Below are 22,814 nucleotides of genomic sequence, written 5' to 3' on the forward strand. Positions count from 1 at the left end.
TCCCTGCGGGCAGTCAGGCGACTGCTTGCAAGGCATTGCGCGTAGAGATCGACTTCCCGTAGACCGTTCCACTCCGGCCCGAGGGCGATACTCACCGCCGAACGGTGGTGAGTCAACCGCCGGCGTATCGAGTCGGCGGCCCCGCTTCTGCGGCACGCCGGCGGCGGTGCAAGCGCAGCCGGCGATGCGTGGTTCAATCGAAATGGATGATGCGCAAGGCGCGTAGCGCGGCCGCCGCCTGCGCAGGCGGTAGCGAAAGCGCTTCTTGATAGAGTTGTGCCGATACCTTGCAGCGCTGTGGCTGCGACCATGTCGTCCACTCGACCGGGCGCGGCTGTGATGCGAGTGCCGTCCAGAACAGGGTGTTGTAGCGCAAGCGTGTGGCCTGTTCTTCTGCGTCGGACACCGCGCGTTGCGGCGCCTGCACCGCGGTGCGGGCGATCAAGTCGGCAAGCAAGTCACGCACGCGTGCGCGCGTTTGCTCACTCTGCGGACGCTCGCCGTTATCCAGCAAGGTGTTGCATTGCGCCTTGTCCTGGGTGCGCACCGTGTCGTCCCAAAGCGCGGACACATCCTTGCCCCAGCGGAGCATGTCGGCATCGGTCGAGCGACCAAATGCGAATGCTGTCATGTCAGCGTACAGCCTGCCCAACCACGCAACAGCAATGTCCTTGTCCTTGGCAAGCAGCGCCTGACGAATCGACGGTGCGCGCTGCAGGACCTGGTCCGGCTGCTTGGCCGCATAAGCCAGATAGGTGCGCCAGGACGCATCGCTTGCGCCCATCTGGTGCAAGGCACCCGCCATGGCAATGGCGGCAGGCGTTGCTGGCTTGCCGTGCGCATCCAGGATACGCACGCTGACACCGCTTTCGACCAACTCGGTGGCATCGATCCAGGCCATCGACGTGGGCGGCGTATGGCTGCGTTTGGACAACAAGCCAGGCCCGAATCCGGCGCGCAGCAGGATGGCACGCGATTGCGCATCCCCCTGCGCCAGCGCAGATTCGCGCCATTCCTTGGGCGCGTTACCCAGCATTCTGTTTTGGTGCAACCCGATGGAGCCTCGCAGTCCGAGCTCACGCTCGGGCGATGCCGCCCATAGCAAACTGCAGGCGCTGGCGCAATAGTCATCCACGCGCACTACCAGGTCGCGGGCACGGATGATCTTGGCGACTTCAAGTGCGTCGCCGACCAACCCGCCGCCACTGCGGATATCGATCCGCTGCAGATGCGGCGCACGCGCCATGGCAGCCTTGAAGTCATCGATAAAATTCGCCGCGATACTACCGTCGATGCTTAGCACCCGCCTGTCGGCACTCAGCACCATTCGTGCGTCTGGATCTTCGTGACGTGCACGATCGTTACTCACCACCTGGTAGAGCAATGCAGCAATCAATGGCAGTGCCAAGATCAGCAACCACACCGACGTCCACGCGCGCGAGGGACCGTAGCCGGGGTCGCGTTTGATCGCGATACCCAGCACCGTTGCAGTCAATATCAGCGACACGGCAAACAGGCTCAGATGCCAGGCCAGCGGCAATGGCAGCCGCCCGGGAATGTGAAAACCCCATAACGGCAGCGCGACGCCAAGGACCAGACAGCCAAACAGTGCGAGTGCCCCCAGGACGGGCAGCCACGGTGTCATGCGCGGGCTCCAGCGGCGTCCGAGGGAGGTCCACGCTGTTTCGCCAGGGCGCCACGACATGGTGTCGGCACGATAGCGGCCACGTCCGAATTCGGCTTGCACCTGGGCCATCTCCCACACACCGAGATAGCCGCGCCTGTCGCGTAAATGCAGGTGTTGCATGCTCATTGCATCCAGCGCATCAGCGCCACCAATGCCATCGCCGAGATGCCGGCGACCACATACAGAGTGATCTGCCAGCGGCCTGTCGGCCGGTGCGTGACCACCCAGCCCGCTTTCAAGTCCCAGGAGGTCTTGCCTGCATTGATCAGTTTCACGAGAGCAAATAACTGCGTCATCATGCTGATCAACGGCACGCATAGGCCCATGCCGAACACGAACACCCGTCCCTCGCGGCGGAGTGCATCTGCAAAGCCCAGCGCATATCCATCCGCACGCAGAACGCGGACGCCGAACACCCACTTGCCGGGCGTCGTGCCGCATAGGCCGATCCAGATGGCAAGCATCGGCATCAGGAACAGGCTCGTCAGAATGCCGGAGAGCAGCGCCTTGCTGGAGACCGGCGCCACCAGCGCCGAGTACAGCGGTGGACTGACCGTGCCCACGACAATGCCGATGGAAAACCACAGCAGCAGGCCGAGCGCAAGGGTGTCGAAGCTGCGTGCAAAACAGCGGCGCCATGGATGCGCACGGATGTCTTGCCAGCCATCGGCGTACACGTGCAGCAGCGGCGCATCGGCCGGGACCGCAAGCTGTGGCCGGCTGATCGTCGCCAGGAAGTCGGTGGAGTCGAAGTTGCGTGTTGCCGGGGTGCTGCCATCGGCTTGCCCGGCATGCAGCGCCACTAAGCTCATTGCATCAACAGGGATCGGTGGCGGAGTGGCTTGCGACAGCGAGCAGCGCGCATACGGCTCCCAGCCCGACATGCCTGCCGTCCACATCAGCGTGTCCGCGTGGATACGTCCTTCGGCAAACCACGCCTGTGCCTGCATCCGGGTCGCCCCGCTCGATGCTCCATTTTCCTGGGCATACCAGTACTGCTCCATGTGCAAGGCACCCATTGCGTTGACGCGGTTGATGCAAGCGATAGCGGCAGGACGGCAAGCAACTTGAGGCACTCAGTGTGCTCGAGCACCGGATCGCGGCGGGCAGCCAGCTGTGATCTGTCAGTAACGTTGCGCGCGCATCTGCTGCTTCGATCAAGGATCGGCGCTGCGCAGTGGTCCCATTGGGGTAAACAGGTATCCCGCCGCGCGGATCTGCGTCAATGCCTGTACTGCCAGCACCGCAAAGCACACATATTTAAGCAACGGGACGATTGCGCATACCACCATCGCGCCGGTGACGAACGACGACCAACCCAGTGCGGTTGCAGTGAGGTAGCCGCCATAGGCGCCGCAGCCGACTGCCAGTACGCTCAGCACAAGGCAAACGATGGTGGTGGCGGTTCCCAAGCCCCCCGTGGCGGTCATCGCGACCGCAGTGCCGAAGCTCAATCCGGCCGCCAGGCATGCCAACAGGATCCAGCGCAGCCCACTGACGGCATCCCTGGCATTGGCCTGCTGCTTGTGCGATTTATTGAAAGACAGATTGCTGACGTCCATGATCTTTTCTGTTGAAGAGATGTCTTGCCGCTCCGGGCAGTGACAGCATCCAGTGTGGCGTGTAAATGAGGTGGGTGCTGTGCAAACCACGTGGTGCTGAGTTCGGGCACCACTGTGCATCAGTGTGGTGCCGCCACCCGCACGCGTTATCGCATCTGGGTCAGGCGTTCGACGATTTCTTCGGCATGCGTTTCGATCAGGCCTTCCGAGGTCCCCCATGCCGAGGTGTTGGTCGATTCCACATCGAATGCGGCTACCGTCTTGCCGGCATCCTTGACCTCGATGGAGGTCTTGACCTTGTCGCGTCCTGCCATGATGCCGGCCCAGAACCGGGCGCCGTTGCTGCGCATGTAGTAATGGGTGACGCTGATGTCCAGTTCGCGTGCTCCCGGCGCACCTTGCACGCCGCGGAGTTTGGCCTCGCCGAGCTTTGCATCGAGCTGACGTCGAAACATCGCCAGACTCGCAGCATCGGTATCCTCGTTGCCCTTGATCTCATACCAATACGTCGTGGCAGCATCGGCCTTGTAGCTCTGACGCACCACGCTGTTGGTGGAGCAGGCGCACAGCAACGCAGCGCTCGTCATTGCGAGCACCCAACCAAGCTTCTTCATCTATGTCCCCCGTGGCATCCATTCGAGCCGGCCGCTTGCCGGCCGGGGATCAAGCGTAACAAAGCAAACTGCTGTCGCCTGTCGGGGAAATTCTGACGGTGGATCCCGAGCGGGGGGCCGGTCCCGGAACATGGCGATGCGCGCGGGCGATAAAAGGTCATATCCATGTTGCTGTCGCCACCCAGTGCCTCAGGCGGGTACTGCAATCTGGCGCGTCTTTCATACGCGCTCTGTGATTCGAACCATGACCCTCGTACAAAGCAGTTACGTTGCCGACGCGAGCTCTTTGCTACGCTGATAGATGCAGCTTGCGATTGCTGCCCAAAGTGACGGGCAAGCGATAAACAACGCAACAGAGCTGAAGGAAGAAGGTGGCGCTACGGAATTATGCATCAAGCGCAGGATGAAAACGATGCTTCCTGCGATTGCAGCCCCCGCAATTCCTGCGATGTAGGGGTGTGCATACTTTAGTCCGGGGACAAAGTGCAGTATTGGGACACCCAAGAAGAAAAATATCGGTGAGCCAATGCAAAAGGAGAAAAAGCAGTAATACGAAAAAAATGCACCGGCCGTTCCGCTATCGCTTGATATTGCCAGAAGAAGCGCAAAGAAAAATCCGCTCAAAACTGTTGCTGCGACACATGAAAAAAGCACCGAGCCCAGAAAGATGAAGCCGGCTTTTGTGGCGCGTGCGGTTGCGAACAAGACGTTGGTCATCCCGGCTATTGCGATGGGGAAACATTATTTGCGCTCAGCAAGCGGGTTCTCCGATGAGAATGCGGCCGCCATGCTGCAATTGGAAAGTCAGGTCCTGCTTGAGGCCTGGCTGTTCGCCTGCACTTCTTCCATGGATATCGTCGAGCACCAACCCGGCGGGCGAGTCTGTGTACCAGCTATGCGGCATTCTGAACTGCTTCAAAGGACTTCTTCTTCCATGAGTCGTGGGGCAGCGGGTACATAAAGAGACACCCGCGGTCTGCGGGTGTCCCAGGTCAAATGCCGCTGCTAGTCACTGGATCAGACCGGCAGCCTTACGCCTTATCCGCATCCAGGTGGTACCGCGTCGCCTCGGCCACTTCGTTCTTCGAGCCCAGGAACACCGGCACGCGCTGATGCAGCTGCGTGGGTTGGATCTCGAGAATGCGTTCGCGCCCGGTGGTCGCCGCGCCGCCGGCTTGTTCCACCAGCATGCTCATCGGGTTGGCTTCGTACATCAGGCGCAGCTTGCCCGGCTTGGACGCGTCCTTCTTGTCCCAGGGGTAGATGAAGATACCGCCGCGGGTGAGGATGCGGTGCACGTCGGCGACCATGCTGGCGATCCAGCGCATGTTGAAGTCCTTGCCGCGGGTGCCGTCCTTGCCGGCGAGCAGGTCGCCCACGTAGGCCTGCATCGCAGGTTCCCAGTGGCGCTGGTTGGACATGTTGATGGCGTATTCGGCGGTGTCTTCGGGCACGCGCATGTTGGCCTGGGTCAGCAGGAAGCTGCCTTCCTCGCGCTCCAGGGTGAAGGCGTGGGTGCCGTGGCCCAGCGTGAGCACCAGCATCGTGCTGGGTCCGTAGATGCAGTAGCCGGCGGCCACCTGTTGCGTGCCCGGCTGCAGGAAGTGCTCGTCGCCGGGCTTCTCGGTGCCCTTGGGCGCGCGCAGCACCGAGAAGATGGTGCCCACCGACACGTTGACGTCGATGTTGGAGCTGCCGTCCAGCGGGTCGAACAGCAGCAGGAAATCGCCGCTGGGGTATTGGTCGGGCACCGGCTGGCTGTGGTCCATTTCTTCGGACGCGCACGCGGCCAGGTGACCGCCCCAGGCATTGGCTTCGAGCAGGATGTCGTTGCTCAGCACGTCGAGCTTTTTCTGCGCCTCGCCCTGCACATTGCCGGTGCCGGCATCGCCAAGCACGCCGCCCAGCGCGCCCTTGCTCACGGCGATGGAGATGCGCTTGCAGGCGCGCGAGACGATGGTGATCAGCTGGCGCAATTCCGCATCGATACGGCCGGCGTGTTGTTCTTCGATCAGGAAGCGGGTCAGCGAGGGACGCGACATGGGGGCGGGCAGCCTGTGTAGGAAGTGGGCCGCCATTGTCGCCATTGCGTCGTTAGATTTCGATCACTTGCTGCGCGTTTTGTAGCGTGATTGATCGAACATGCGCGAATGGGGGCGGATGGTTGCGCTGCGCTTGCCCCCATCCGCCCTTTGGGCACCTTCCCCCGCAGGCGGGGGAAGGGAGCGATGCCGGTGCGTGGTGATGGTGGGTTGGCGATGGTTGGGCTGTGCTTGCCCCCATCCGCCCTTCGGGCACCTCCCCCGCAGGCGGGGGAAGGGAGCGGCGTCTGCGGGCACAAAAAAAACCGGGAGGCTGGCGCGCTCCCGGTTTGCTGGCATTGGCCGGTGCGGTCGATCGCGATGCGATCGCTTACATCCGGCTGACGGTCGCCACGGCCTGTGCCACGTAGTCCAGGTTGCGCTGGCTCAGTGCGGCCACGCAGATGCGGCCGGTGCCCACGGCGTAGATGGCGAACTCGTCGCGCAGGCGATCCACCTGCGACTTGGTCAGGCCCGAGTACGAGAACATGCCGGCCTGGCGCTGGATGAAGGCGAACTCCGGCGCGCCCAGCGTGGCCAGCTTCTCGACCAGGCCTGCACGTAGTGAGTGGATGCGCTCGCGCATCTCGGTCAGTTCCTGCTCCCACAGATCGCGCAATTCCGGGCTGGTCAGCACGCCGGCCACCAGCGCGGCGCCGTGCGTGGACGGGCTGGAATAGATGGTGCGGATGATGCGCTTGACCTGAGACTGCACCGCCTTGGCTTCGGCCGCGGTGGCCGAGACCACCGACAGCGCGCCCACGCGCTCGCCATACAGCGAGAACGACTTGGAATACGAGCTGGCCACCACGTAGCTGTCGATGCCTTCGGCGGCCAGCAGGCGCACCGCGTAGGCGTCGGCTTCGATGCCCTTGTCGAAGCCCTGGTAGGCGATGTCGACGAACGGGAACAGGTTGCGCTCTTTCAGCAGGCCGGCGACCTGCTTCCACTGGTCCTTGGTCAGGTCCGCGCCGGTGGGGTTGTGGCAGCAGGCGTGCAGCAGCACCACCGTGCCCGGTTCAAGTTTTGCCAGGTCGGCGAGCATGCCGTCGAAGTTCAGGCCGTGGGTCGCCGCATCGAAATAGGTGTAATCCACCACCTCGAAGCCGGCTGCGCCAAATACCGCGCGATGGTTCTCCCAGCTCGGGTTGCTGATGGCGATGGTGGAGGTGGGCAGCAGCTTCTTCAGCAGGTCCGCGCCCACGCGCAGCGCACCGCTGCCGCCGACGGTCTGCGAGGTCGCCACGCGGCCGGAGGCCACCAGCGCGGACTCGGCGCCGAATAGCAGCTCCTGGGTGGCCTTGTCGTACGCGGCCAGGCCGTCGATTGGCAGATAGCCGCGCGGTTTGGCGTCCTGCGCGAGCTGCTGCTCAATCTTGTGCACGGCGCGCAACAGCGGGATGCGCCCGTTTTCGTCGTAATAGATGCCCACGCCCAGGTTGACCTTGTTGGGGCGGCTATCGGCGTTGTAGGCCTCGGTCAGGCCCAGGATGGGGTCGCCTGGAACCTGTTCCACGTTTGCAAAGAAGGACACGGCATGACTCGCTGAAGGACGAAAGAGTGGGGTACTTCCGGGATGCTCGGCCGCGGCTGGGCCAAACCACTTCATCGTAGCAGCCCATGGCCGGCGTAGCATGCTTCGTTCCGTACGCAACAATGCGCTCACAGTACGGATAAGGGACACTACGCCCATGCCCAGACCCCCTTTGTTGGCCGCCGCGTGCGGCCTGTTCGTCGCGAGCGCCGTCGCGCCCGCCCTGGCCGCCGAGCCGGCACCCGCGCCCCAGACACTGCCGGCCGTGCAGGTGGACGCCGCCCGCGTGCACGGGGTGGACGACTTCGACCTGCCGGCCTCGTTCACCGTGGTGGCGGCCGACGACGACAACCGCCGCGGCGCGCAGGTGTCTGAGTTGCTGGACGGCATTCCCGGGCTGGTGGCGCGCGATCGCCAGAACTACGCGCAGGACACCCAGCTGTCGATTCGCGGCTTCGGTGCGCGCTCCACCTTCGGCGTGCGCGGCGTGCGGCTGCTGGTGGACGGCATCCCGGCCAGCATGCCCGATGGCCAGGGGCAGCTGTCGCACTTCAACGTGCTGGGTGCCGAGCGGGTGGAAGTGCTGCGCGGGCCGTTTTCGGCGCTGTACGGCAATTCCTCCGGCGGCGTGCTGCAACTGTGGAGCGCTGACGGCAAGCCGGACGACCCGTGGCGGCTGCGCGCTACCTACGGCAGCAATGCCACCGTCAATGTGGGCGCGCAACTGCTCGGCCAGCAGGGCGCGGTCCACTACAACCTGGCCGCCAATCATTTCGAAACCGACGGCTTCCGCGACCATAGCCGCGCCAAGCGCGAGTCGGTCAACGCCAAGCTGGGCTTCGATCTTGCCGAGGGCCGCCGGCTGGACCTGGTGCTCAATTATCTGGACGCACCCGACGCCCAGGACCCGCTCGGCCTGACCCGCGCGCAATTCGACGCCGACCCACGCCAGGCCACATCGGTGGCCACCCAGTTCACCACCCGCAAATCGGTGCGCCAATCGCAGGCCGGGGCGATCTTCACCCAGCAGTTCGACAGCCAGACGGTGCGGCTGATGGCCTATGGTGGGCAGCGCAGCGTGGAGCAGTTCCTGGCGGTGCCGGTGGCGGTGCAGCGCAATCCGCTGCATGCCGGCGGGGTGATCGATCTGGACAGCAACTACGAAGGCGCCGACGCACGCTGGGCCTGGCAGGGGCAGGCGCTGGGCCGGCCGCTGCAGCTCACCGTGGGCGCGAATGTCGATCGCCAACGGCAGCACCGCACCGGCTACGAGAATTTCGTCGGCGATACCTTGGGCGTGCAGGGCGCGCTGCGCCGCAATCAGCGCGACCAAGTGGAGAACGTGGATCAGTTTGCGCAGGCCTGGTGGCAATGGAGCGAGCGCTGGTCGGCATTGCTGGGCGTGCGGCATAGCCAGGTGCGTTTCAAGTCGGACGACCACTACATCGTGGGCCGCAATCCCGACGACAGTGGGCGGCGCGAGTACTCGGCCACCACGCCGGTGGCCGGCATCGTGTTCCGCGCCACCGACGATCTGCGGTTTTACGCCTCGGCCGGACGCGGCTTCGAAACGCCCACCTTCAATGAGCTGGGGTATCGCAACGACGGCGGCGCGGGCCTGGCGCTGGATCTGGGCGCGGCCACCAGTCGCAATTATGAGATCGGAAGCAAGTGGCGCGCGCAGAGCGGCGCGGCGCTGCAGCTGGCGTTGTTTCGCGCAGACACCGACGACGAGCTGGCAGTGGCCAGCAACACCAACGGCCGCAGCACCTTCCGCAACATCGGCGCCACCCGCCGCCAGGGCGCGGAGCTGAGCTGGCAGCAACCGGTGGGTGCCACCCAGCAGTTGCAGCTGGCCTACACCTTCGTCGATGCCACCGTGCGCGATGGCTACCTCACCTGTGCCAGCAGTGGCTGCGCCACGCCCACTGCGCCGGTGGCGAGCGGATCACGCCTGCCGGGCGTGCCGCGGCAGCAGCTGTTCGCGCGTTGGCAGTGGCAGCCGGCGCAGTGGCAGTTCGCCGCCGAAACGGTGGCCTCCGATGCCACCGTGGTCAACGACCTGGCCACCGAGCGCGCGCCCGGCTACGCGCTGTTCAACCTGGAAGCCTCGCGTCGCTGGACCACCACCTTCGGCGGGCTGCGTACCTTCGCCCGCATCGACAACGCGCTGGACCGGCAATACGTCGGCTCGGTGATCGTCAACGACGGCAACGGGCGCTATTACGAGCCGGGCCCGGACCGCACCTATACGGTGGGGCTGCAGTGGGATTTTGGAGGGTGAGCCTGTGGCGGCGGTGCGTGTTCTACAACGCGCATTCTGCTTCACCGCGTCTGTTCCATTGCTTATAAGTCAAGCGCATTTGGTGGCTCAACCGGATCGCTGATTTGGGTACACCGCAGACGTACTTGCGGGCGCGCTGAAGCGCCGTTGATCAATTACGTGGTGCGCGATAGGCGGCGATCGTCTCATGCAGCGCCTTTCCATCCACACACGCCAGGTTCCTCTATGATCGTCGTCGACCATGCACCAGCAGACTGGTTTCTCTTGCGCGATGAAGACCGTTATTTGCTGGATATCAACTGCTCGATCTCAGCCGCCGGCTTTTCGATCCTGCTGTTATTGAGCGCAACCGAGCATGCCGCTGTGCTCGCAGACCGACATGGTGCCTGCGCACAGCTAGCAGCCCAGTTCCGGGCCCGGCCACACGACTACGCCGCACGCGATGGCAGCGAGGTGCACGGCACGCATGTGCTTGCGGCAGTGCAGACATGGCGTGCCGCGGGAAGCATGGCGGCCGGCTGATGCGCCGCACGACGGTGCAGGCCCCTCGGACTTGCGTGCAAGCCTTGGCCCCTCACTGAGGGCATGGAGCACGACGATGATGAAGTGGAAGCAGCAACTCGGCGCTTCAGCGATAGTGGTCAGTCTGCTGGCTTGCAGCGCGGCGTGGGCGGATCACATGGACCTGCATATCGTGCGTGACTACCCCGCCGGTTCGCCAGCCATCGTGCAGATCCACGGCTGGTTGCTGCAACAGTCCCGGTCGAGTGACCAACCCAGGCAGATGCCGCCGCCGGCCACCGTGGCGGGCCTGGGTGATGTTCGTGTCAGCACGGCGTCCTTCGATAATCCCTTGGGGACGCACACCGACGCGGCGCACGATGCCGCGCCGTTGCCTGTGAGCGGCCGGCCACGTGATGAGATCACCATCGATGCCTGCAAGGCCGGCCAGCGCTACCGCTGGGTCTGCGCCTGGCAGCCCGTCAATCGCGCTGCTGCATGGCAGCTGCGTTCCTATCGCCAGACGACCGTCGCCGACTGCAAGACATCTCCGGCCGAGCCGTTGCTGTCCGAGGCAGGCGCTCAAGCGCAGGAATCGTAGAGCAACGGAAAAGGCTGCAGCAGATCGGGGTCCGTGTGAGCGAATCTGGCGGATAAGTCGCCTGCCACGAGTGGGCTACGGCAACTTCCCGCGTACGCGCTGCATGTCTGCTAGCGGCTGCACCTTGGCTGTGCCGCCGCTGTTGAGGATCTCGACCCTGCACGTCGGCGCGGGCGCATCGCCGTTTCCCGGATGCATCGGGCACTCCGCCCTCCTGCGGTCGTGCAGCCTTGTCCCTGTGTTACCGGCGATGATGCAACGCAACCAAATTCCAGGCCGAATGCAGTCCTCAGAGCGGTCGGAAGATGACGCGGCGCAACAGGAGGGCTGCTGACATTGCGCTAGCACTGTGCCGGGTATACACGTTGGGTCGTCATTTCAGCCGGAGACCTTGATGAACGCGCAACCTTCCACCAAGCCGCTCAGCACCGACCCGCAATCGATCTTCAAACCGCGCTACGACAACTACATCGGCGGCGCATGGGTTGCGCCGCACGGTGGTCAATATTTCGACAACACCACCCCGATCAGCGGCAAGGTGTTCACTTCGATTGCGCGCTCCACCGCGCCGGATATCGAAGCCGCATTGGATGCCGCACATGCCGCAAAAGAAGCCTGGGGCAAGACCTCCACCACCGATCGCTCCAATGTGCTGCTCAAGATCGCCGATCGCATTGAACAGAATCTTGAATTGCTCGCGTACGCGGAGACTTGGGACAACGGCAAGCCGGTACGCGAAACGCTCAATGCCGATGTGCCGCTATGCGTGGATCACTTCCGCTATTTCGCCGGTGCCATTCGTGCGCAGGAAGGCGGCATCTCCGAGATCGACAGCGACACCATTGCCTATCATTTCCACGAACCGCTGGGCGTGGTGGGGCAGATCATTCCGTGGAATTTCCCGTTGCTGATGGCGTGCTGGAAACTGGCGCCGGCACTGGCGGCCGGTAACTGCGTGGTGATGAAACCGGCCGAGCAGACGCCGGCCTCGATCCTGGTGTTGATGGAGGTCATCGGCGACCTGCTGCCGCCCGGCGTGTTGAATGTGGTCAACGGCTTCGGGCTTGAGGCCGGCAAGCCGTTGGCCAGCAGCCCGCGCATCGCCAAGATCGCCTTCACCGGCGAGACCACCACCGGCCGGCTGATCATGCAGTACGCCAGCCAGAACCTGATTCCGGTGACGCTGGAGCTGGGCGGCAAATCGCCCAACATCTTCTTTGCCGATGTCATGGCCGAAGACGACGACTTTCTCGACAAGGCGGTGGAAGGCTTTGTGCTGTTCGCGTTCAATCAGGGCGAAGTGTGTACCTGCCCCTCGCGTGCGCTGATCCAGGAATCGATCTACGACAGGTTCATGGAAAAGGCGCTCAAGCGGGTGGCGGCGATCAAGCAGGGTAACCCGCTCGATCCCAACACCATGGTCGGGGCGCAGGCATCGAGCGAGCAGCTGGAAAAGATTCTGTCGTACATCGACATCGGCAAGCAGGAGGGCGCGCAAGTGCTGATCGGCGGCGAGCGCAATACGCTCGATGGCGAACTGGCCGAAGGCTTCTACGTCAAGCCGACCATCTTCAAGGGCCACAACAAGATGCGCGTGTTCCAGGAAGAGATCTTCGGCCCGGTGGTGTCGGTCACCACGTTCAAGGACGAAGCGGAGGCGCTGGCCATTGCCAACGACACGCTCTACGGATTGGGCGCCGGCGTGTGGAGCCGCGATGCGTCGCGGTTGTACCGGATGGGCCGCGCGATCCAGGCCGGTCGGGTGTGGACCAACTGCTATCACGCCTATCCCGCGCACGCTGCCTTCGGCGGCTACAAGCAATCGGGCATTGGCCGCGAGAATCACAAGATGATGCTCGACCATTACCAGCAGACCAAGAATTTGCTGGTGAGCTATTCGCCGAAGGCGCTAGGGTTCTTCTGAGCCGATGGCGTGCCGCCTGTGCGGGCGGCACGCCATCAACAGTGCAGGCACGGCGCCTCCGCATCGTGGGTGTCAGGGTGACCCTTGGACGACGGCATAGCCGTTGCGCGCTGCGGCTCGCATCACCCCAACGCAGCGCCTGCAGGCAGTCCGTTGTCACGATGCAACTGCTCGTCGCCTGTCCCGATCGATCAATCGCGCATGCAGCAGCTCCTCGCAGGCAGCAGACCCTACCGTCTGCAGGATGTTGCGATAACCGATGACCTGCTACATCGCCATCGCGCGGTTGGTTTCGCGCGCAGGCTCTTGTTCGATACCGGTCGGCAGATCCTGCCGAAGTTTCTGCGTGGATTGCTCAAGCGTCTGTTGCACCGCCTGGTCGCGATCGACGTAGGCGCGGCGGTGTGCAGGGTCGTCCAGCCTGCCTTCCACCGCAAACAGACCGTTGCCGGCCTTGTTGGGCGTGACGTGGTCGATGCGGGTCAGCCCGCTGATGCTGGCGTCGTGGGTGAGGGTGCCGGCGGCCTGCTCCAGCTCCTTGCGGTCCTTGAACCCGCCCGCAGGGCCGAGCTTTTCCAGCGCGCCCACTGCCTGTTGGTACATTGCATGCTGCGGATGCGCCTGATCGGACAACAGCGGTTGGCGCGATGACGTGTCACGTTGCTCCGCGGCGGCGGCATGCTCGGGCTGGCGCGGCTGGGCGCCGGCCAGCGCCTTGAAGGTGTCCCGGCCGGCGATGCCGTCATCGCTCAGTTGGTGATCGCGCTGGAATGCCTGCACAGCCTGCAGGGTGCGATCGCCAAACTTGCCGTCGGTGCCCAATGGCTGGCCCTGGGCATCGGTGTATCCCAGCGCATTGAGGCGTTCCTGCAGCGCTGTGACGTCTGGCCCATGTTCGTTCTTGCGCAGCACGCCATCGGCCAGCAGCGCGGCGCTCACCCCTGCGGCCCCGCCCGGCGCAGCGACTGTGCGGCCATTGCCTGAAATGTCCGTCACCTGGGCCGTACCGGTCAGGTTGGGCTGGGCGTGTTGCGGGCGCTGATCGGTGGTGATCGTGCCGCTGCTGATGTCGCGCACATAGCGTTCGGCCTGTGGAAGGTAGCTGGTGTTGATGTCCACATGCACGTGCTTGCCGAACGCACTGGGATTGCCGTTGTTGAAGCCGCCCTGGATGCCCACCGATTGCCCGTATTCGATGCGTGCGCCGGTTTCCAGCTGGGTATTGCGCAGGTCCAGATGCCGGTACTGCGCGATCATTTCGCGGCTCGGGTCGGAGGCAGGCCTGTCGTAGATCTGTACGATCCCGTCGCTGGCATCCACGCGGCCGATATAGCCGCTGGCAATGGCCGGCACCGGCACCGCACTGGTCCCACCGGCCTGCAGCACGAAATCCTTCGACACGTAATGGTCGCCATCGCGCGAGACAGTTGCCGCGCCGTTGTAGTTGCCGAGCAATTCTTCGCGTTCGCCGTTGACGCTGCCGTACACGCGCCCGCGCTCGTTTCCGCGCGTGGGGTGATGGCGCTCGATGTCTTCGTAGTCGTGGATGTGCTGGACGCCGCGTCCGACCGATTCGACGATGGTGTACCGGGGCATGTGCAATTTCCTTATTGATAGCAAGACAACCAGGGGTGACGGAGTCTGCCTGCCTACGGGCAGGCCAGTCGCCGATCAGCGCAGATGCTGGGTCAACTGCCAGCATTGCTGGGTGTAGTCGAACACATAGGCCTCCGGCGTCCCGACGGTCCTGACGACTTCTTCGTCGGGGGAGAACTCGGCCCTGATGAACTCTGCGCGCATGCGCTCGCCGTCGGGCTTGAGCTCGAGCTTCACCCGCGCCAGTTGCTCGGGCTGCTTGTCGGGCTCGTCGTAGGACCAGCGCGAATCGATCAGGACCAGCCGGAACGGCTCGCCGGGGCGGTCCACCGGCTTGGACGGGTCGCGCAGGTCGCGTTCTTCGACGTAAGGGGCACTGTAGGCCGCACGTAATGCCGGATCGGCGACGATCGCTTCCAGAAACGTAGAGAAGCCGTCTTCGGTTTTCTCGCAGGCTCCCTGGGGCAGCGCGGGGCGCTGTGCTGCCGGGGTGGCCGGAGGTGCTGGTTCCGGGGCGGCGGTTGTCGTGGCCGTGGAGGTCGGCGCAGCGGGATCGGCGGCGGCAGTGGGCTCGGGTACCTGACAACCCTGCAGTAGCAGGGCAAGCAGGGCGGCGGTGAGCAGGCGTTGCTTCATGGTGTGGTTCCTTCCGTCTGAGCGTTAAAGCGCACAGTGACCAGCACCACGTGACGCGAAGGCGTCGGACGGAGGCGGATGGCGCACAGGGGCGCAGTGTACGAGTGGCATGTGAGGGCGGCGACTATCGGCTGCGTCCGTGCGGCCGGTGCCTCTTGCGAGTGCCGCTACGTCTGCGCTCCATGCGGCTGTGGGGAGCGGCTCACGCGCAGGCTGCGTGGCGGTCCGGTGCTCGGATCATGGTTGATCGCGGATACGGCCGAATCTGAGTTGCCCCCTGCCGCCTGACCTCGAGCGGTGCACGTCCCTTGCAGAACACCTGGGTGGTTACGACCGTGGCGACCGACACACGTGACAGCCACATCAACGGCCGTATGCATGCGTGCCTGCATGACCGCGAGGGCGTATCGTGCAAGACATGGCAGCCTGACGCGGCCATTGGAGGCAGATGATGCACGGCACGATCACCCAGACGGACTTGCCATTGCAGGTCATAGCCATGCTGCCAGCATTACAGTTGATCGACACCTTGCGCGCACGCCATGGTGATCTGCTGTTCCATCAATCCGGTGGTTGCTGCGATGGCTCGTCGCCCATGTGCTTTGCGGTCGGCGACTTCATCGTCGGCGACCGCGACGTGGTGCTGGGCGAGATTGGCGGCGCGCCCTTCTATATCAGCGCGCCGCAATTCGAATACTGGAAGCACACCCAGCTGATCATCGATGTGGTGCCGGGCCGTGGTGGCATGTTTTCGCTGGAAAATGGCGAAGGCGTGCGTTTTCTGGTGCGCTCGCGGCTGTTTGACGACGATGAATTCGCACGGCTGCAGCAGGCCGGCAGGGCTTAAGCCAGCTGCGCTGCAATCAGCAGCACTGGCGATATGGCGAGCTGACGCCCGCTCGCTCGCCTTTCAACAACACGCTTTCAACAAGACACCTCTCAGCGACACGCATTCAGTCATCCGGCGCCGTGGATGGCGCGCTGCCCGGGGTTTTTGCGGGGGTCTGGTCATCGGCCGGTATCAAACGGCCCGGCGCATCGCCAGCACCCCGGTCTTCGTACTGTTCGGCATCGCGTTTGCCACGCTGCTCGCCCGGTTGGGCGGGTTGCTCGCGTAGGGGGTCACGGGTCATGGCTGGTCTCCTGCACTCGATGGATGCCCGAGTTCACCGCGCGTACGGTGAAGGCCATGCAAATCGCAAAATGTATGCGTATTTCTCACGTATGGATCACGGCGGCGGCGGTACTGATGACGGCCCCATGCCGCACCGTGGAGCAGACCCATGCGCACCCTGGACCGCCGTCCCGATCGTCGCCTGTTCAGCGTCCACCTTGACCCCGCATCGCCCAAGCGCGCACACCACAAGGTGCTTGTTGCCGATCCGGTAGGTGTGGCCCAGGACTTCCACTATTACAGCCTGGCCGATTACCAGCGCCGCCGTCGCCGCGGCGGGCCAACCTGGCGCGATCTGTCGCCGGTCTACGCGTTTGCGCGCGTCACACATGCGGCCGACTGGCCGCGCGGCCCGGATGCACAGTGCGAGCAGGCACTGGCCGCGCAATGGGAAAGCATGCGTGGCAGCTCGCGTCTGGATTGGCCGCATGCGCGCAACATCGTCGAGGATGCCTGGCTGGCGCTGGACCACATTCCCGACGCGGCCGTACACGGAGTAGCGCACTGATGGCACGCCCGATCTGGACCGGCACGCTGTCCTTTGGCTTGCTCAATGTACCGGTGTCGTTGATGTCCGGTGAGCGCAAGGTGGATCTGCACTTTCGCATGCTCGATTCGCGCGACAAGAAGCCGATCCGGTTCGAGCGTGTCAACGCCGACACCGGCGACGAGGTGCCGTGGAAGGAGATCGTCAAGGCGTTCGAGTACGACAAGGGCAGCTATGTCATCGTCGAGGAACAGGACATCCGTTCCGCCGCGCCGGAGAGCCACGAGACCGTGGAAGTGGAGACCTTCGTCGACGCGGCTGACATCGACCCGCGCTATTTCGAGAAGCCCTACATCCTGGTACCCGGCAAGAAAGCCGAGAAAGGCTATGTGCTGCTGCGCGAAACCCTGCGCGATACCGGCAAGGTGGGCATTGCCAAGGTGGTGATCCGCACCCGTGAATACCTGGCCGCAGTAATGCCGCAGGGCGACGCGCTGATCCTGCTGCTGCTGCGCTACCAGCAGGAAGTGGTGGACCCGCAGGACTACAAGCTGCCGGCCGGCGCGGTGGGCGAGTACCGCATCACCCCCAAGGAACAGCAGATGGCCAGGCAGTTGATCGAGTCGATGTCCGGCACCTGGCATCCGGAGGATTACCACGACGAATTTCGCGGCAAACTCGAGAAGATCCTGCGCAAGCGCATCCAGGCCAAGGGCGGCACCACCAAGGTGGAGGCCGAGCCGCCGCAGCACGAAGACGCCAGCACCAACGTGGTGGACTTCATGTCGCTGCTGCAGAAGAGCCTGCAGGCAAAGACGCGCACCCCGGCCAAGAAGAGCAGTGGCGCAGGCTCGAACGCCGCGCCGGCAAAGAAAGCCGCAACCAAGAAGGTCGCCAAGAAAGCCGGCAAGAAGACCACCAAGAAGACCGCAGCCAAGACCGCCAGGACCACAGCCAGCAAGGCGCCGCCGCGCCGCAAGGCCGGATAGGCCCCGCCCATGTCATTGCACGACTACAACGCCAAGCGCCGCTTCGACCAGACGCCGGAGCCGGCCGGCAACATGCCTGCGCGCGCCAGCAAGCAACCGATCTTTGTCGTGCAATTGCATCACGCCAGCTCGCGCCATTACGACTTCCGTCTTGAAGCCGATGGCGTGCTCAAGAGTTGGGCCGTGCCGAAGGGGCCTTCGTTGCGTGTGGGCGAAAAGCGCCTGGCGGTGCAGGTGGAAGATCACCCGCTGTCGTATGCCAGCTTCGAAGGCGACATCCCGCAAGGCCATTATGGCGCCGGGCATGTGGATGTGTTCGACCACGGCCATTGGCAGTGCGAAGGCGATGCGCTGGCGGCGCTGGAAGCGGGCAAGCTGGAATTCGAGCTGCAGGGCACGCTGCTGCGCGGCGGTTTCGCCTTGGTGCGCACGCAGATGCGCGGCGGCAAACCGCAATGGCTGCTGTTCAAGCGCAGCGATGCCTACGCGGCCGACCTGGATGCCGATGCGCTGGTGGCGCAGCAGGCGGCAGGCGCATCGGCTGCTGCGGTTCCAGCGACACGTGCCAAGACAGCGCCGGTCTCTGCGACGCGTGCCAAGGCCAGCCGTGCGCGGCGCGCGCCTGCAGAAACAATCGCCGACACAGCGACAGCGACAGGCAAACGCGCACGCCCGGCGCGTGCGGACGCCAGGCAATGGCGTACCCGCGCCCTGGCGCTGGACGGTGCGCGCGAGGCGCCATGCCCAACCGAGCTACGCGCGCAACTGACCTTGCTGCGCGAACAGGCCCCGGATGGCGAGCGCTGGTTGCACGAGATCAAGTGGGACGGCTATCGCCTGCTGGCCGACATGGTCGATGGCCAGGTGCAGCTGCGCTCGCGCAACGACCAGGCCTGGACGCAGCGCTTCCCGGACGTGGTGCGCGCGGTGCAGGCCCTGCCGGTGCGCGACGCGCGCCTGGATGGCGAGCTGGTGGTGCTGGACGCGCAAGGGCGCAGCGATTTCTCGGCACTGCAACGCGCGCTCGATGGCAGCGTCACGCAGCCGCTGCGCTACATCGTGTTCGATCTGCTCGGCGTGGCCGGAGTGGATCTGCGCGACACCCCGCTGCTGCAACGCAAGCAGTTGCTGCACGACGTGCTGGGCGATGTGCCGGGAACGCTGGCGTTTAGCGACCATGTGATCGGCCATGGCCCGGAGGTCTTCGCGGCCAGTGCCGGCACCGGCTGGGAAGGCATCGTCAGCAAGCTCGCCGATGCGCGTTACCGCGAAGGGCGCAGCGCCGATTGGGTCAAGACCAAGCACGCAGACAGCGACGAGTTCGTGGTGGTGGGCTACACCGATCCCAAGGGTGGGCGCAGCGGCTTCGGCGCCTTGCTGATGGCGCAACGCGAGGGCAAGACGCTGCGCTATGTCGGGCGTGTGGGCACCGGCTTCGACGATGCCTTGCTCGGCACAATCACAAAGCGGCTGCAGGCGCTGCACAGCGACACCGCCACGCTGGAATTGCCGACGCATATCCCCGGGCGACCACGCGATGTGCATTGGGTACGGCCGGTCTTGATCGCCGAGGTCGCGTTTCGCGGTTGGGCCAAGGAAGGTCTGCTGCGGCAGGCCGCATTCAAGCGTCTGCGCGAGGACAAACCCATGAGCGAACTGGGTGGCGACCGCGCCGCGCCGGGCAAGGCACGTGCTGCAGGGAAGCGCAGTGCTGCGACCACGGCCGCTGCGCCTGCGCGCAAGACAGCGACGAAGAAAACCTCAAGGAAGACGGTCGACGCATCCACCAGCACCGCCAGCAAGCGCGTGCGGTCGACCGCATCGAAGACGAGCGCCACAGCCAAGGATTCGGCATCCAAATCCACCACATCGAAGTCCACTGCATCCAGATCCACCACGTCCACATCCACAGCCACGTCGACGGACGGCATCACCATCACCCATCCCGAACGTGTGGTGTTTCCCGCCCTGGGCATCAGCAAGGGCGATGTGGCCGACTATTACCGCGCAGTGGCGCCGCTGGTGCTGGCGGAGATCGCATACCGCCCCTTGTCGCTGCTGCGCTGCCCCGATGGCGTCGGCGGCGACTGCTTCTTCCAGAAGCACCAGGGCAAGCAGCTGGGTGCGCACATCGCGGCGATTGCACTCAAGCAGAAGAGCGGCACCGAGGACTACATTTACGTCGAAGATGCAGCCGGCCTGCTCGAGCTGGTACAGATGAACACGCTGGAGCTGCATCCGTGGGGATCGCGCACCGACGATCCGGAGCATCCGGACCGCCTGGTGTTCGACCTGGATCCCGGCGACGGGGTGTCCTGGGCAGAGGTGGTAGCGGCCGCGCGCGATATCCGCGCCAAGCTGCGCAGCGCAGGCCTGGAGAGCGCGGTGCGCCTGTCCGGCGGCAAGGGCCTGCATGTGGTGGTGCCGATCGTGCCCGAAGCGGGCTGGGAACAGGCGCGCGATTTCTGCGAGGCCTTCGCCCAGGCGCTGGCCGCACACGCGCCGGAGCGCTACGTGGCCACCATGAGCAAGGCCAAGCGCCACGGCGTGATCTTCATCGACTGGCTGCGCAACGGCCGCGGCAATACCAGCGTGTGTTCATGGTCGCTGCGCGCGCGCGAAAAGGCAACCGTCGCGGTGCCCTTGCGCTGGGAAGAACTCAGCAGGATCAGCGGGCCGGATGCGTTCCCGATCGACAAGGCCGTGCAGCGAGCCAGGCGCCAGCGCGTTGACCCATGGGCGGAGGTGTTGGCGGTGAAGCAACGTTTGCCCAGGGCATGATCCACACCGCCTGCGAGCGGCAGCGCAGACTGTGCTAGCCTGCGGACACATGGACTGCAATGAAAGGACTCTGCAATGTCAGTGATGCGCGCTTGCGTCTTCATGCTCACCTGGGTGTGCGTGCTACCGGCCTTTGCAGCAGACAAGCTCGACCCGGTACTGGCCGGCATTCAAGCCAGCGATGCCGAGGCGCAGCAGGTGCGGGCATCGGTCCGCGCCGCGCCGCTGCTACGTGGGCAGTTGCTGCAACTTGTCGATGCCGGACAACTCAAGCGCATCCGTGTCGTTGCCGACACCGCGCAGCCAGTGATCAAGAACCGTCCGTTCGCCGCGGCGGTTCTGGACAAGGAGATGATCCTCACCAGCGGGCTGCTGCAGCAACTGCGTGAGGCCCCACGCCCGCATGCGCTACGCAGTGGCGACCTGGCTGCGGACAACCTGGTGTTCGTGCTTGCCCACCTGGCAGTACACGCGGCGGTCGCCGAACGGCATGCACAGTTCGAGCGGACGCTGGAGGGCAAGATGGCTGCCGGTATCGGCGATGCACGGGCCAAGGGAACCCAGTTCGACGCGACACCGATGGCGCAGGAGGCGCTGAACCACAACATGGCGATCGAGGCCAATGCCTTCATCGCCGGGTGGAATGCGGTGGTCGATGCGGCCCAGCACCAGGCATCGCCAAGCGGCGCCCCGCTGCCGGAAGCGCAGCGCGCCGTGCTGCTGGGTCCGCTGCTTCTGAGTTTCCGCTACAACCAGGTCCTGGAGCGGGCAATGGACGGCGCGCAGGATCAGCGCGTGGTGCTCGGCGCCGATGGAATCGTTGCCGATACGCGTAACGTCTTCGCCATTGCCCAGGCGCTGATGGCCGGCAAGATGCTGGAGATTCAATAGCGCAGGCGCACCTGGTGCGCCTCATGTCGGAGTGCATGCCTTCCGGCTGACGCCGCTGCGTGGGCCGCTGTGCGTTGTGTCACTGCAGACAGGACGCGCTTGGTGTGTTCAGCCAGTCCGGTCGGGCCAGCAGTGCAGCCTGCTGGCCGGGCGCGTTTGCCTGTGATCGCGACCGATGCAAGCCGGCGGCAGCGGTACCTGCACGCCGCGTGCAACCCGTACACCTCTGCCGATGCATGGCGATTGCGTCCATCGGCGCGCCGGCGCGGCCACCGGCGTTGCACTGCGGCTACGCAGAGACCGCGGCCTCGCGCGTCACCCGGCTCAACGCATCGCTACCGATCTCGGCAATCGAGTGGGTGCCGGTCAAAGTCATCGCCACGCGCATTTCCTTCTCGATCAAGCCCAGCAGGTTTTCCACGCCGGCCTGCCCGCCGGCCGCCAGCGCGTAGACGAAGGCGCGGCCCAGCAACACCGCATCGGCGCCCAGCGCCAGCATGCGCACCACGTCCAGCCCACTGCGGATGCCCGAGTCGGCCAGGATCTTCAGCTGCCCCTTCACCGCATCGGCAATGGCCGGCAATGCGCGTGCGCTGGACAGCACGCCGTCGAGCTGGCGCCCGCCATGGTTGGACACCACGATGCCGTCGGCGCCGAAGCGCACCGCATCGCGCGCGTCGTCCGGGTCCAGGATGCCCTTGATCACCATCGGCCCGGTCCAGAACTCGCGGATCCATTCCAGATCCTTCCAGGCGATCGACGGGTCGAAGTTGGCGCCCAGCCAACCGATGTAGTCCTGCAGGCCGGTGGGGCTGCCGCGATAGGCCGAGATGTTGCCCAGATCGTGCGGTTTGCCGAGCAGGCCCACGTCCCAGGCCCAACGCGGATGCGTCACTGCCTGCAGCATGCGCCGCAGCGCTGCATTGGGCCCGCTCATGCCCGAATGCGCATCGCGGTAACGCGCGCCCGGCGTGGGCATGTCCACGGTGAACACCAGCGTGGTGACGCCGGCCGCCTTGGCGCGCTCCAGCGCGTTGCGCATGAAACCGCGGTCCTTGAGCACGTACAGCTGGAACCACATCGGCCGGCTGATGGCCGGCGCCACTTCCTCGATCGGGCACACCGACACCGTGGAAAGGGTGAACGGGATCCCGCGCGCGGCTGCCGCACGTGCGGCCTGCACTTCGCCACGGCGCGCATACATGCCGGTCAGCCCGACCGGCGCCAGGGCCACCGGCATCGCCAGGGTTTCGCCAAACAGCTCGGTGCTCAGGCTCAGGTCGGACATGTTGCGCAACACCCGCTGGCGCAGCGCGATATCGGCCAGGTCGGCGACATTGCGCCGCAGCGTGTGCTCGGCGTAGGCGCCGCCATCGATGTAGTGGAACAGGAAGGGTGGCAGCCGCGCCTGGGCGGCGGCGCGGTAATCGGAAGCGGCAGAGATGATCATCGAAGACGGACGACAGCTGCGG

The 22,814-nt window shown here is 64.8% G+C and carries 20 protein-coding genes and 1 pseudogene; 9 read left to right on the forward strand and 12 right to left on the reverse strand.

Annotated elements, in window-relative coordinates; genetic code table 11:
- Positions 1-193: 193 nt before the first annotated feature.
- From A7D17_RS12180 to A7D17_RS12205, 8 genes and pseudogenes are all read right to left on the reverse strand, one after another.
- A complete protein-coding gene (locus A7D17_RS12180) occupies positions 194-1,807 on the reverse strand; it encodes a hypothetical protein (protein ID WP_239692173.1) in 1,614 nt (537 codons plus the stop codon).
- 2 nt (positions 1,808-1,809) lie between these two features.
- Positions 1,810-2,364 carry an RDD family protein gene (locus A7D17_RS24860; protein ID WP_239692174.1) on the reverse strand — a complete coding sequence of 185 codons (555 nt, stop codon included), beginning with the start codon at positions 2,362-2,364 and terminating at the stop codon, positions 1,810-1,812.
- 201 nt (positions 2,365-2,565) lie between these two features.
- Positions 2,566-2,706: pseudogene (locus A7D17_RS25245) on the reverse strand (GYF domain-containing protein); the annotation flags it as partial.
- A gap of 138 nt (positions 2,707-2,844) precedes the next feature.
- Positions 2,845-3,249, reverse strand: coding sequence for a hypothetical protein (locus tag A7D17_RS12190; RefSeq protein WP_064509324.1), 405 nt, complete (start codon positions 3,247-3,249; stop codon positions 2,845-2,847).
- A gap of 146 nt (positions 3,250-3,395) precedes the next feature.
- Positions 3,396-3,863, reverse strand: coding sequence for a DUF4410 domain-containing protein (locus A7D17_RS12195; protein ID WP_064509325.1), 468 nt, complete (start codon positions 3,861-3,863; stop codon positions 3,396-3,398).
- 264 nt (positions 3,864-4,127) lie between these two features.
- Positions 4,128-4,580, reverse strand: a complete 453-nt coding sequence (locus tag A7D17_RS24095) for a hypothetical protein (protein ID WP_153041939.1) — start codon at positions 4,578-4,580, stop codon at positions 4,128-4,130.
- A 314-nt stretch (positions 4,581-4,894) separates the two neighbouring features.
- Positions 4,895-5,905, reverse strand: a complete 1,011-nt coding sequence (locus A7D17_RS12200) for a class 1 fructose-bisphosphatase (RefSeq protein ID WP_064509326.1) — start codon at positions 5,903-5,905, stop codon at positions 4,895-4,897.
- Between the two features lie 370 nt (positions 5,906-6,275).
- Positions 6,276-7,478, reverse strand: coding sequence for an amino acid aminotransferase (locus A7D17_RS12205; RefSeq protein ID WP_064509327.1), 1,203 nt, complete (start codon positions 7,476-7,478; stop codon positions 6,276-6,278).
- 157 nt (positions 7,479-7,635) lie between these two features.
- Here A7D17_RS12205 and A7D17_RS12210 point away from each other — a divergent pair, with 157 nt between their 5' ends.
- The 4 genes from A7D17_RS12210 to adh all read left to right on the forward strand — a co-directional run bounded on the left by A7D17_RS12210 (position 7,636) and on the right by adh (position 12,788).
- Positions 7,636-9,762: a TonB-dependent receptor family protein gene (locus tag A7D17_RS12210; protein WP_064509328.1), complete on the forward strand. Its 2,127-nt coding sequence runs from the start codon at positions 7,636-7,638 to the stop codon at positions 9,760-9,762.
- 225 nt (positions 9,763-9,987) lie between these two features.
- Positions 9,988-10,284 carry a hypothetical protein gene (locus tag A7D17_RS12215; protein WP_064509329.1) on the forward strand — a complete coding sequence of 99 codons (297 nt, stop codon included), beginning with the start codon at positions 9,988-9,990 and terminating at the stop codon, positions 10,282-10,284.
- Positions 10,256-10,864 carry a hypothetical protein gene (locus A7D17_RS12220; RefSeq protein ID WP_161946543.1) on the forward strand — a complete coding sequence of 203 codons (609 nt, stop codon included), beginning with the start codon at positions 10,256-10,258 and terminating at the stop codon, positions 10,862-10,864. The genes A7D17_RS12215 and A7D17_RS12220 overlap by 29 nt, the downstream gene beginning before the upstream one ends.
- Before the next feature lie 394 nt (positions 10,865-11,258).
- Positions 11,259-12,788 (forward strand): aldehyde dehydrogenase, encoded by a 1,530-nt coding sequence (gene adh, locus A7D17_RS12225; RefSeq protein ID WP_064509331.1) that lies wholly within the window; start codon positions 11,259-11,261, stop codon positions 12,786-12,788.
- A gap of 267 nt (positions 12,789-13,055) precedes the next feature.
- Here the strand turns inward: adh and A7D17_RS22855 are convergent, their stop codons facing one another.
- Complete coding sequence (locus A7D17_RS22855; RefSeq protein WP_082861928.1) at positions 13,056-14,384, reverse strand: XVIPCD domain-containing protein; 1,329 nt, start codon at positions 14,382-14,384, stop codon at positions 13,056-13,058.
- 75 nt (positions 14,385-14,459) lie between these two features.
- On the reverse strand, positions 14,460-15,020 hold the full coding sequence (locus tag A7D17_RS12235; protein WP_064509332.1) for a hypothetical protein: 561 nt from the start codon (positions 15,018-15,020) through the stop codon (positions 14,460-14,462).
- 451 nt (positions 15,021-15,471) lie between these two features.
- On the opposite strand from A7D17_RS12235, the gene A7D17_RS12240 reads away from it, so the two are divergent.
- Complete coding sequence (locus A7D17_RS12240; protein ID WP_064509362.1) at positions 15,472-15,867, forward strand: DUF779 domain-containing protein; 396 nt, start codon at positions 15,472-15,474, stop codon at positions 15,865-15,867.
- A 106-nt stretch (positions 15,868-15,973) separates the two neighbouring features.
- Here the strand turns inward: A7D17_RS12240 and A7D17_RS12245 are convergent, their stop codons facing one another.
- On the reverse strand, positions 15,974-16,153 hold the full coding sequence (locus A7D17_RS12245) for a hypothetical protein (protein WP_064509333.1): 180 nt from the start codon (positions 16,151-16,153) through the stop codon (positions 15,974-15,976).
- Between the two features lie 150 nt (positions 16,154-16,303).
- On the opposite strand from A7D17_RS12245, the gene A7D17_RS12250 reads away from it, so the two are divergent.
- From A7D17_RS12250 to A7D17_RS12265, 4 genes are all read left to right on the forward strand, one after another.
- Positions 16,304-16,702: a hypothetical protein gene (locus A7D17_RS12250; RefSeq protein WP_064509334.1), complete on the forward strand. Its 399-nt coding sequence runs from the start codon at positions 16,304-16,306 to the stop codon at positions 16,700-16,702.
- Entirely contained in the window at positions 16,702-17,670 is a 969-nt protein-coding gene (ku, locus tag A7D17_RS12255) for a non-homologous end joining protein Ku (RefSeq protein ID WP_064509335.1), read from the forward strand. Before A7D17_RS12250 ends, ku begins: the two co-directional genes overlap by 1 nt.
- 9 nt (positions 17,671-17,679) lie before the next feature.
- Entirely contained in the window at positions 17,680-20,451 is a 2,772-nt protein-coding gene (gene ligD / locus A7D17_RS12260; RefSeq protein ID WP_064509336.1) for a DNA ligase D, read from the forward strand.
- A 75-nt stretch (positions 20,452-20,526) separates the two neighbouring features.
- The gene (locus A7D17_RS12265) at positions 20,527-21,342 is read left to right on the forward strand and encodes a hypothetical protein (RefSeq protein WP_153041940.1); all 816 of its coding nucleotides are present in this window, start codon (positions 20,527-20,529) and stop codon (positions 21,340-21,342) included.
- Between the two features lie 289 nt (positions 21,343-21,631).
- On the opposite strand, the gene lldD is transcribed toward A7D17_RS12265, so the two are convergent.
- A complete protein-coding gene (lldD, locus tag A7D17_RS12270) occupies positions 21,632-22,792 on the reverse strand; it encodes an FMN-dependent L-lactate dehydrogenase LldD (RefSeq protein ID WP_064509338.1) in 1,161 nt (386 codons plus the stop codon).
- Positions 22,793-22,814: the final 22 nt, after the last annotated feature.

The organism is Xanthomonas floridensis, from assembly GCF_001642575.1.
Taxonomy (GTDB): Bacteria; Pseudomonadota; Gammaproteobacteria; order Xanthomonadales; family Xanthomonadaceae; genus Xanthomonas; species Xanthomonas floridensis.